Origin of the sequence: Aquabacterium sp. (genome assembly GCF_004297345.1) — a bacterium.
In the GTDB taxonomy this organism is placed as follows: domain Bacteria; phylum Pseudomonadota; class Gammaproteobacteria; order Burkholderiales; family Burkholderiaceae_C; genus Aquabacterium.
The window spans coordinates 1-9,821 of record NZ_SCTN01000309.1; the positions used below are offsets into that span (position 1 = coordinate 1).

Annotated in this window: 10 protein-coding genes and 1 tRNA gene; 3 read left to right on the forward strand and 8 right to left on the reverse strand. The window is 60.3% G+C overall.

Features of this window, described 5'->3' with window-relative positions; translation table 11 throughout:
* The 4 genes from EPO09_RS10935 to EPO09_RS10950 form a co-directional block, all read right to left on the reverse strand.
* Positions 1 to 1,815, reverse strand: a 1,815-nt coding sequence (locus EPO09_RS10935; RefSeq protein WP_290643003.1) for an ATP-binding cassette domain-containing protein, incomplete at its 3' end; no start/stop codon positions are given.
* A gap of 17 nt (positions 1,816 to 1,832) precedes the next feature.
* Positions 1,833 to 2,888: an HlyD family efflux transporter periplasmic adaptor subunit gene (locus EPO09_RS10940; RefSeq protein WP_290643004.1), complete on the reverse strand. Its 1,056-nt coding sequence runs from the start codon at positions 2,886 to 2,888 to the stop codon at positions 1,833 to 1,835.
* Complete coding sequence (locus EPO09_RS10945; protein WP_290643006.1) at positions 2,885 to 3,586, reverse strand: CerR family C-terminal domain-containing protein; 702 nt, start codon at positions 3,584 to 3,586, stop codon at positions 2,885 to 2,887. The genes EPO09_RS10940 and EPO09_RS10945 overlap by 4 nt, the downstream gene beginning before the upstream one ends.
* A gap of 93 nt (positions 3,587 to 3,679) precedes the next feature.
* Positions 3,680 to 4,198, reverse strand: coding sequence for a GNAT family N-acetyltransferase (locus EPO09_RS10950; RefSeq protein ID WP_290643008.1), 519 nt, complete (start codon positions 4,196 to 4,198; stop codon positions 3,680 to 3,682).
* Positions 4,199 to 4,331: 133 nt separating this feature from the next.
* Between EPO09_RS10950 and EPO09_RS10955 the strand changes: the two genes are divergently transcribed.
* Positions 4,332 to 5,069: a hypothetical protein gene (locus EPO09_RS10955; protein ID WP_290643010.1), complete on the forward strand. Its 738-nt coding sequence runs from the start codon at positions 4,332 to 4,334 to the stop codon at positions 5,067 to 5,069.
* Between the two features lie 42 nt (positions 5,070 to 5,111).
* On the opposite strand, the gene EPO09_RS10960 is transcribed toward EPO09_RS10955, so the two are convergent.
* Positions 5,112 to 5,873, reverse strand: a complete 762-nt coding sequence (locus tag EPO09_RS10960) for a hypothetical protein (RefSeq protein WP_290643012.1) — start codon at positions 5,871 to 5,873, stop codon at positions 5,112 to 5,114.
* A gap of 63 nt (positions 5,874 to 5,936) precedes the next feature.
* Between EPO09_RS10960 and EPO09_RS10965 the strand changes: the two genes are divergently transcribed.
* Positions 5,937 to 6,059: a hypothetical protein gene (locus EPO09_RS10965; protein WP_290643014.1), complete on the forward strand. Its 123-nt coding sequence runs from the start codon at positions 5,937 to 5,939 to the stop codon at positions 6,057 to 6,059.
* A 28-nt stretch (positions 6,060 to 6,087) separates the two neighbouring features.
* A tRNA-Gly gene (locus EPO09_RS10970) sits at positions 6,088 to 6,161 on the forward strand.
* Between the two features lie 370 nt (positions 6,162 to 6,531).
* Here EPO09_RS10970 and EPO09_RS10975 read toward each other — a convergent pair.
* The 3 genes from EPO09_RS10975 to kdpB all read right to left on the reverse strand — a co-directional run.
* Positions 6,532 to 7,224, reverse strand: coding sequence for a winged helix-turn-helix domain-containing protein (locus EPO09_RS10975; RefSeq protein WP_290643016.1), 693 nt, complete (start codon positions 7,222 to 7,224; stop codon positions 6,532 to 6,534).
* A gap of 47 nt (positions 7,225 to 7,271) precedes the next feature.
* The gene (gene kdpC, locus EPO09_RS10980) at positions 7,272 to 7,850 is read right to left on the reverse strand and encodes a potassium-transporting ATPase subunit KdpC (protein ID WP_290643018.1); all 579 of its coding nucleotides are present in this window, start codon (positions 7,848 to 7,850) and stop codon (positions 7,272 to 7,274) included.
* 13 nt (positions 7,851 to 7,863) lie between these two features.
* The coding region (gene kdpB, locus EPO09_RS10985) for a potassium-transporting ATPase subunit KdpB (protein WP_290643020.1) at positions 7,864 to 9,821 on the reverse strand (1,958 nt) is incomplete at its 5' end.

A 9,821-nucleotide genomic window follows, 5' to 3' on the forward strand; every position in this document is an offset into this window, starting at 1 on the left:
GCTCCAGGCGGCCGTGACCAGCAGGATGATGGGGCCCAGGATAGCGAAGGTCAGGCGGATCGGATCACGCTTGAGTTCCATGGCCTCGCGGCGGGCAAAGGCCCACATGCGCGAGAGCCACAGGTTCAGGCCTTGGCTGCGTTGGTGTTGGGCTGCTTGTGCCTCGCTATTGGTCTGAGGCTGAGTCTGGGACTGCGTTGCCTGCGACGCCTCGGCCTTGACGGTGGCGGCAGCCTGTGCCGCCTGCACGGTATCGTCAGCCTCTTCCAGATAGGCGATGAAGGCAGTTTCCAGCGTGTCGGCCTGCTTGCTGTCTCGCAGTGCCTGGGGCGTGCCCACGGCCAGCACGGTGCCGCGGTGCATCAGGGAGATGCGGTCGCAACGTTCGGCCTCGTTCATGAAGTGGGTGGACACGAAGATGGTCACCTGCTCCTCGCGTGCCAGCTTGGCCAGTTGCCGCCAGAACATGTCACGCGCGGCAGGGTCCACACCCGAGGTGGGTTCATCCAGGATCAGCACTTCCGGGCGATGCAGGCATGCCGCAGCCAGTTGCAGGCGCTGGCGCATGCCCAGCGAGAGCGCCATCGGATTGGCGTCAGCGTGATCGGCCAGATCGAATCGTTGCAGGCCATCGTTGATGGCTGCGTCGGCGGCGGCACCTTCCAGTCGATACAGCTTGGCATGCAGCGCCAGGTTCTGGCGCACGCTCAATTCTTCGTACAGCGAGAAGGCCTGGGACATGTAGCCTACACGCATGCGGGTGGCCAGGTCCTTGGCGTTGATCGCTTGCCCAAGCAGCATGGCTTCGCCGTCGCTGATATCCAGCAGGCCGGTGAGCATCTTCATGGTCGTGGTCTTGCCGCAACCGTTGGAGCCTAGGAAGCCGAAGATCTCGCCGCGCTCGATGCGAAAGCTCACGTTGTTGACCGCGATGAAATCGCCAAAACGCCGGGTCAAGCCCTTGGCTTCGATGGCGGGTGGGCCATCCGTTTGCGCGCGTGGCGGGATCAACAAGGGCTCGCCGCTGCCGCGCTTTTCTGGTGGCAAGAGGGCGATGTAGGCCGCTTCCAATGTGTGTTGAGGCGTGCGGGTAAGCACGGCCTGGGTTTCGTCGAACACCAGGATGCGGCCAGCGTCCATCGCCACGAGGTATTCGAAGCGCTCGGCCTCTTCCATATAAGCCGTGGCAACGATGACCGTCATGCCTGGGCGCTCCTGGCGCAAGGTCTCGACCAGGGCCCAGAACTGGCGGCGAGACAAGGGGTCCACACCCGTGGTGGGTTCGTCCAGGATCAGCAGGTCAGGATCGTGCACGAGCGAGCAGCACAAGCCCAGCTTTTGCTTCATGCCGCCAGACAGCTTGCCTGCCGGCCGATCACGGAAGGGCGCCAGGCCGGTGGCATCCAGCAGGCGCTGGATACGCGCTTCGCGCTCGGCGGCACCTTGCCCGAACAGGCGAGCGAAGAAGTCGATGTTCTCTGCCACCGACAAGGTGGGGTAGAGGTTGCGCCCCAGGCCTTGCGGCATGAAGGCCACGCGTGGGGCAAGTTGCGCACGGTTGTCGGCATCGGCCATGTCCAGGCCCAGCACGGCCACTTGCCCATGCTGGATGCGCTTGACGCCCGCGATGATGGACAGCAAGGTGGACTTGCCCACGCCATCCGGCCCGACCAGGCCAATCGTCTTGCCGGCCGGCAAGGTCAGGTTGACGTGGTCCATGGCGCGCGTGGTGCCATAGGTATGCCCCAGGTCCGTGATCTGGACGGCCAGATCAGCAGGCGCAAGCAAGGGGGTGTCGGCTTCAGGCCGGGTCATGTTGAAGCGGCCTGTTGTCAGCGTGAAGCAGCGGAGGGCGTTGCAGACGCAGCTGTCGGTGCGTTGACCTGCGTGGATGCGCCGGTATCAGCCGGTGGCAACTTGACCGCCAGATTGGCTGGCCAGCTCGCCGCTTGATCGGAGCGCACAAAGCCATAGCCGGTCAGGCCCGCTTTGACATAAGCGGCGTACTTGATCGCCACATCGGTGGGTACCTGCAGCTTGACGCGGTAGACCAGCTTGTCGCGCTCGGACATGGTCTCCACATACTTGGGCGTGAACTGCGCCTCACCGGCCACGAAGGACACGCGGGCAGGGACGACGAACTGCGTGGCGGCATCCAGCACGATGCGGGCTTCGTCGCCCACCTTGAGCTTGCCGGCCACGGAGGTCGGCAGGAACACGGTCATGTAGACATTGGATGTGTCGAGCAAGGTCGCTACGCGCCCACCGGATGGGATGACCGAGCCTGGCTCCACCACGCGGTATTCGATGCGCCCATTGACGGGCGCACGCAAGCTCATGTCGTCGATGGCGATGTCCAGGCGCTTCATCTGGGCCTCGGCTTCGGATCGGGCCGCAGTGGCTTCGCCGATGGCCGCTGTGGCCACCATCACGCCTGCGTTTTCGCCATCGCGCTGAGCCTGACGGCGCTCCACTTCGGCGCCCGACACCAGCGCATCCTGCTTCAGCTTGTTCGTGTGATCGAGTTCCAGTTGGGCGATGCGCGCCTGCACCTTGCGGACTTCGGTCTCGGCCGCCGCACGTTGCATGGCTTGGCCGGCACGCTGGCGTGCAGCCTCAACAGCCGCACGTTGCGCAACCAGCTCTGTGCTGTCCTGGCGGGCGATCAGGTCACCGGCTTTGACCAGGTCACCTTCTCGAACTGGCAATTCGATGATGCGCCCAGGGTATTTGGCCGCGACCTCGATGCGCTCGACCTCCAGCCGGCCATTGCTGCGCACCAGCCCGGCGGGAAGCGGGTCTCTGTGGCTGTTGACCCACCACGCGGCACCACCACCCACACAGGCTATGGCAGCCAGGATCAGCCAGGTATTCGTCTTCTTGCTCATGGTTGCAAAGGCAGATGGGCGGCGCTCAAAAGCTGCGCGCGCAGATGAGGGGCGATCACATCGAGCAACTGCTCAACGCGTTCAGGGGTGATGGCATCCCAATCCATGCGACGCATCAACACGGAGTCTGCAAGCCGAAAGCAGACAAATTGATGAAGCACGATGAAGGACAGGGCGCGGGTCTGGAAATCGTCGGGCGAGCGCTGGATGATGCGCGCCATGATGTCGGTCAGGCATTGCTGCATGGGCTCGACCACCTGCGCAAAGATGCGCTCGAAGGCCTCGCCATGTTCGGCCTGTGCACGCAGGAAGAACTGCACCCAGCTGCCCGGCACCTTGTCAGCCAGCAGCAGGCGGGCCTGGGTCAGCAAAAAGCGCACGACCTGCTCGATCAACTGGCGCACGTCTTGCGTTTGCGCACTCTGCGCTTTGAGTTCGCTCAGGGGCGCAGCCTGTTCTCGCTCGATGAAGCTGGCCAGGTAGCCCGCCGCTTCGGCGTACAGATCCTCTTTGGAGCCGAAGTAGTAGGGGATGGCGCCCAGGTTCATTTCAGCGGCTTGCGCGATCATGCGGGTGGTGGTGGCGTCAAAGCCGTGCCGGCCAAACAGATCCAGCGCAGCCAGAATCATGCGTTCACGCGCCTGGGCGCCGCGTGTGGCGTCCGTACTTCGGCTGGCGTTCGGGGCTGGGGCAGACATGGCACGATCTGAAATCAAAGTCAGTCGATCGTATGACTTTGATTTTATAAGGGTTTGACCCAGGTCAATCGCCCTGTTTTGTTTGACTTTGTGTCAGGCAGTTGCGCCCAGTTCGCGTGACATGAACACTGCATCGGCGCCAAACGACGCGAGCTTCCTGGCGCTCACCAATCGTTCTGAGGCATCGATCTCGAACCCGAATCTGCGCCAGAAAGCGCTGGAGCCTTGCACTGCAATCAGGCCGGCTGCGGGCAGGGCCATGGCCTGAGCCCGGGCCAGTGCACGCTCGACCAGTTGAGGCGCCAGGCCCGTGCCTCTTGCCACAGGTCCGATGGCCAGATCGTGCAGATACAGCCAATCGGGATGCATGCCTTTCTGAAAGTCTGTCGCGTGCAGGGCTGGCAAGTTGCGCTGTTCAATCGGCAAGCACACGAGGTAGGCGCACACGGCGCCCTCATGTTCCGCCACCCAGCAGGTATCCGGCGATGCCGCCCATTTGGACGCAAATGCCTCGATCGGCTCATGGAAAGCGGCTGCGTAGGATTGATGCTGAACCGAGAGCACCGCGGCCAGATCACCTTGCGCCATGGGGCGAACCAGTGCTTGAGTCATGCGTATCGCAGCCAAACTGCGTGTTTAACCTGAGGTGTTTTTTTCAAACAGTCGCCACTGGTCACGCCATCATGCCGACGGTTCGTGCAAACTCTTGGGTTTTGTGGCGTAGGCCGTTTGAGGTCAAGTATTCATGATTACATATCAGCGTTCCAAGTCCTGGCAGATCGCTGCGGCCGTGGCTGTGGTGGCAGCTGTCGCAGGTGGCGTCTACTGGTTTACCGGCTCATCGGGTGAGCATTCCGGCGTGGTCCTGGCTGACAACAAGGCCAGCGCTGCGGGCTGGGTTCAGCCTGGCGTGGGCACGGATGATCTGGCCGCATCGCTGAAAGTTCAGATGTCGGCCGATGGTCGCCCTGCCGACGTCCAGGCCGAAGACTGGAACACCTTGAACGGCATCATGGCCAAGTTGGGGCAACCCAAGCAGGAAGCCGAACGTATCGTGGGCTACCTGCGCTACCAGCACACGTTCGAAGCCTGGCAGACGCTGGATGAAACCAAAGATGCCAAGCGCCGCCAAAGTGCGGCCAAGGCGCTGCTGGGCGAGTTGCCTGATCGATTGGCGTCAGGCGAATTCACGCCAATCGAAGCCAATTTGATGGGTGCCGTGCTGCTGGCTGACATCGAGCCTGATGAGAACAAGCGCAACAAGCTTGTGGAAGAGATGCAGGGCAAGCTCAACGGCATCGCACCGATGACGGAAGACGAGCAGCAACTGCAAGCCAAGACACGCCAGACGGAACTCAAGCGCCGCATGGCCACGGCTTATGGCGAGTGGCAGGCCAAGACCAATCCGGCAGACCGCACACCAGCCAAGCTGGAGCAGGCGTTGGAAGAGGTCCGTCGCGCTTACAACAGCGGCGAATTCTGATCGCTCGCTGATGGCCCGTTGAGGGCTTGCAACGCTGATGGATCAGCGTTGCATCTTGCGCCGCATCGTCAGTGCCAGGCCAAACAAGCCCAGGGCGAGCATGCCGCTTGATGGCAGTTCGGGCACCATGGACGCCGTGTAGGCCTTGTCCGACACATTGAAGCGCAGGCTGGGCGAGATATTGATGTCCAGTTTGCCAAAGTCCAGGTTGCCCAGAATGGCGACTGCGAATGTGGGCAACGCCAGCGCTTGCGAAAACGCCGACTGAGCGCCGGATGTCAGCTTCATCTGCGTGAGAGACATCTGCATGGACAGGCCGCCCGAGGTCGACAGGTGCAGGCCTTGCGCCACGTTGAAGTTGTAGACGTCAAAGTTTTTGCTGGTGCCTGATGTCGTGATCAGGTCGGCAGACAGCACATTGCGTTTGAAGTCCAGCGAAAAGTTGGCCAGTTGCAGGCCACCGTCTTCACTGTAGATGCCCAGCGCCGAGCCCGAGGCCTTGCCCGATACCGGGGACAGGCTGAGGGGCAGCAGATTCATGTTCAGGGACACTTCCGTGACCGGCATGTTGAACGACCAGGCAGTGGGCGAGGTTTGCTTGCTGTTGCCCAGGCCTGTGACATACATGCCCATGTTCGACATGATGTCTTGCACATCACTGTTGAAGCTGAACACGGAGTTGGCATCCAGATTGGTGGTTGGCAAGGTCATCGTGATCGCCGATGCCGGTGTGCACATCGTTGCGGCGACAAAGCCGATCGATGCCGAAGCCAGTTTCAGTGAGGATTTGAATTGATAAGCCATCTGTTACTCCTGCCGTGGCTGGCGAGGTCTGGACGACGTGGCCGACCTTGCTTTGACACAAGAATGACAGAAGCGATATGGCGTGACACGGGCGGCATCACACTGAACGCAGGCGTGGTCAACTTGTTCACGCAATGGCGTGATGTGCTGTGTGGGTTGAACGACAACAGCCTGATCAGCCTGTGATCTGGTTCACGCTAGAATGCGAAGGCACGCGGGTGTCGTTCAATGGTAGGACTCTTGCTTCCCAAGCAAATAACGTGGGTTCGATTCCCATCACCCGCTCCATATTTCCTCAAGCAAATTGATGAGTTAAGCATTACTTGGCGCAATTGACAGGTAATGGCTTATGTTGACTGGTGCCAATTTATGGTTTATCTGGCCACAGTGACGCCAGGAGACCGCAGGCGAACCTTGTTGCTCAGCGACAAATAGCCTTGGTGGCTTGGTACGACAGTACCGCTGGCTTCATTTTTTCCGCATTGGGCGCAATCTGCGCGTGGTTTGGTAGTGCCATCCCATCACCGCATGTCGATGAGTCCGTGGTGATGGCGGGCGTGTGGGCTTTTGCCAAGTTGAGTGCAGTTGTGTGTGGCGTGAATTGGGGGAAAGCCAGGGCCCTTCGATGCAGCTCGGTGAAAGATAACCAGTCACCTCGTCAGGGCACGAAGCGATAACCAATATGTGTCTCGGTCAACAAGTACCTGGGGTTTGAAGGATCAAGCTCGATCTTCTTGCGCAAGTTCCTCATGTGCACACGCAGGTAATGGGTATCTTGGTCATGCATGCCGCCCCAGATCAAACGCAACAACTCCTGGTGCAGGAAAACGCGACCAGGGTGGCGGGCAAGCAGGGTCAGCAGGTGATATTCAAGCGGTGTGAGATGAAGTGGATGCCCCGACCTGCTCACTACTCGAAGAGCCAGATCAATCTCTAGGTTATCGAACTTGAGGAGGTTGCTTCCCACTCTGATGCAAGCCGCCTGTCGCCTCAACTGAGCCTTCAGCCTGGCAAGCAACTCTCTGCTGCTAAAGGGCTTCAGAACATAGTCGTCAGCACCAACTTCGAATGCGGCGAGGCGTTCCTCTTCATGATCTCGCTCCGTCAATATCAGGATAGGGATGTCCGAACGGGAGCGAATATCGGCAATCAAGTCGATGCCACGGCCGTCTGGCAAATCCGTGTCCAGGATCATGGCGTTGGGATACTTGCTGCCAGCCTGGTATCGCGCAGCCGCCATATCGCTTGCGTCGATGGCAAGAAGACCTTCTGCAACCAATAGCCGATGAAGAAGGCGCCGCATTTCTGGCGCCTTGTCCACGATCAGAACGCAAGGTTTGATTTCGTTCACGGCTCAGAACACCTCAGTGGCACATGAGAGTTGCGTGCAGCAGCCCATTACATGGAGGTGAGTCGGTCCACGTCGAGGTTGAGTTCCAGTACGTTGACACGTTCCTCGCCAAAAATGCCCATGAGCGGTGATTCGATGTGGCGATTAAGAACTTGCCTCACCGCGACGGGCGATACATGACGAATGCGCGCCACTCTCTCCAGCTGATAGCGAGCTGCAGCCACACTGATGTGTGGATCCAGACCGCTGCCGGAGGCTGTCACCAGATCAACGGGAACGGGCATATGGTTGTCAGGATCGGCCGCTTTCAATGCGGCAATGCGCCCCTTGACCGCATCCACGAACGCCGGGTTCAAGGGGCCCTGGTTCGACCCAGATGAGGCGCTTGCGTTGTAGGGCATGGGGCCTGTTGCAGAGGGACGAGACCAGAAGTATTTGGGCTCGCTGAAGTTCTGGCCAATGAGCGATGAGCCCACCGTCACACCATCTTTGACGATCAGGCTGCCATGCGCCTGTTGGGGGAACAGGGTCGATGCGGCGCCGGTGACGGCCAATGGGTAGAGCACGCCTGTGACGGCGCTGAGCACCACGAACAGGCTGACAGCCGGACGAATGAGTGTTTTCATGTTGAACTCCAGTTCAAACCAGACCAGTGGCCACGAGGATGAGGTCAATCACCTTGATGCCGATGAAGGGCACGATCACCCCGCCCAGGCCGTAGACCAGCAGGTTGCGTCGCAGCAGAATGGCCGCCCCCAAGGGGCGATAGGCCACTCCTTTCAAAGCCAGCGGGATCAACACGATGATGATCAAGGCATTGAAAATCACCGCAGATAGCACGGCAGAAGCCGGGCTACCCAGGTCCATCACGTTCAATGCCGCCAGTTGGGGGTAGGTGCTGACAAAGGCTGCGGGGATGATGGCGAAGTACTTGGCCACATCGTTGGCAATGCTGAAGGTAGTCAGTGAACCTCGGGTCATCAGCATCTGTTTGCCGGTTTCCACCACCTCGATCAACTTGGTCGGGTTGCTGTCCAGGTCCACCATGTTGCTGGCTTCCTTGGCTGCTTGTGTGCCCGAATTCATGGCCACGGCCACATCGGCCTGGGCCAGCGCTGGGGCGTCATTGGTGCCGTCGCCGGTCATGGCCACGAGCTTGCCTTCTGCCTGGTACTGGCGAATCAGGGCCAGCTTCTGTTCAGGCGTCGCTTCAGCCAGGAAGTCATCCACGCCGGCCTCGGCGGCGATGGCTGCGGCCGTCAGGCGGTTGTCCCCGGTGATCATCACCGTCTTGATGCCCATTCGGCGCAACTCGGCAAAGCGCTCCTTGATCCCGCCTTTGACGATGTCCTTGAGTTCGATCACGCCCAGCACGCGCGCGTCATCCGACACAACCAGAGGTGTGCTGCCACGGCGCGCCACTTCCTCCACGATGCTGTCGATCTGTTGAGGGAACTGTCCGCCAAGTGACATCACGTGCTTGCGAATGGCGTCTGCGGAACCCTTGCGGATTTGACGTGTACCAAGATCCACGCCGCTCATACGGGTCTGTGCAGAGAAGTGCACGAACGTGGCTTGCAGCGCCTGGAGGTCCCGTGCCCTCAGGTCAAACTGATGCTTGGCAAGGATCACGATGCTGCGACCTTCAGGCGTTTCATCGGCCAGCGACGCGAGCTGTGCGACATCTGCCAGATCCGCCTTGCCAATACCAGGTGCAGGCAAGAACGCCGATGCCTGCCGATTACCCAGGGTGATGGTGCCGGTCTTGTCCATGAGCAGCACATCCACGTCGCCTGCGGCTTCCACCGCGCGCCCCGACGTGGCAATCACATTGGCTTGCATCATCCGACTCATGCCCGCCACACCAATGGCCGAAAGCAGGCCAGCAATGGTGGTCGGGATCAGACACACCAGCAGCGAGATCAGTACGGTCATTGTCACCGGCGTACCGGCCTTGGCCGCGTCTACGCCAAACATGGAGTAGGGCAGCAGGGTCACGGTCACGGCCAGAAAGACGATGGTGAGTGCGACCAGCAAAATCGTCAGCGCGATTTCGTTGGGCGTCTTCTGGCGCTTGGCGCTTTCCACCATCGCGATCATGCGGTCAACAAAGGTTTCGCCAGGGTTGACGGACACGCGAACCATGATCCAGTCAGACAGGACACGTGTTCCACCCGTGACCGCAGAAAAGTCACCACCAGATTCACGGATGACAGGTGCGGATTCTCCGGTTATGGCGCTTTCGTCCACAGAGGCCACGCCTTCCACGACCTCGCCATCGGCCGGGATGACGTCCCCGGCCTGCACCATGATCAGGTCACCCTTGCGCAACTGGGTAGATTCAATCGGGTGCCACTTGGCATCGGCGCGCGCCTCTTCCAGCTTCTTGGCCCAGGTTTGCTTCTTGAGGGTACGCAGTGAAGCCGCTTGTGCCTTGCTGCGGCCCTCAGCGAGCGCTTCAGCAAAGTTGGCAAACAACACGGTGAACCACAGCCACAAGGCGATAGCCAGGATGAAGCCCGATGAGGCTTCGCCTTTTCCGCCAAGCGATTGAACAAACAGCACCGAGGTCAAGATGCTGCCCACGTAGACGACGA

Coding starts and splice junctions, on each gene's coding strand:
- EPO09_RS10940 (WP_290643004.1), bottom strand. CDS start 2,888: ATGAGCAAGAAGACGAATACCTGGCTGATCCTGGCTGCCATAGCCTGT.
- EPO09_RS10945 (WP_290643006.1), bottom strand. CDS start 3,586: ATGTCTGCCCCAGCCCCGAACGCCAGCCGAAGTACGGACGCCACACGC.
- EPO09_RS10950 (WP_290643008.1), bottom strand. CDS start 4,198: ATGACTCAAGCACTGGTTCGCCCCATGGCGCAAGGTGATCTGGCCGCG.
- EPO09_RS10955 (WP_290643010.1), top strand. CDS start 4,332: ATGATTACATATCAGCGTTCCAAGTCCTGGCAGATCGCTGCGGCCGTG.
- EPO09_RS10960 (WP_290643012.1), bottom strand. CDS start 5,873: ATGGCTTATCAATTCAAATCCTCACTGAAACTGGCTTCGGCATCGATC.
- EPO09_RS10965 (WP_290643014.1), top strand. CDS start 5,937: ATGACAGAAGCGATATGGCGTGACACGGGCGGCATCACACTGAACGCA.
- kdpC (WP_290643018.1), bottom strand. CDS start 7,850: ATGAAAACACTCATTCGTCCGGCTGTCAGCCTGTTCGTGGTGCTCAGC.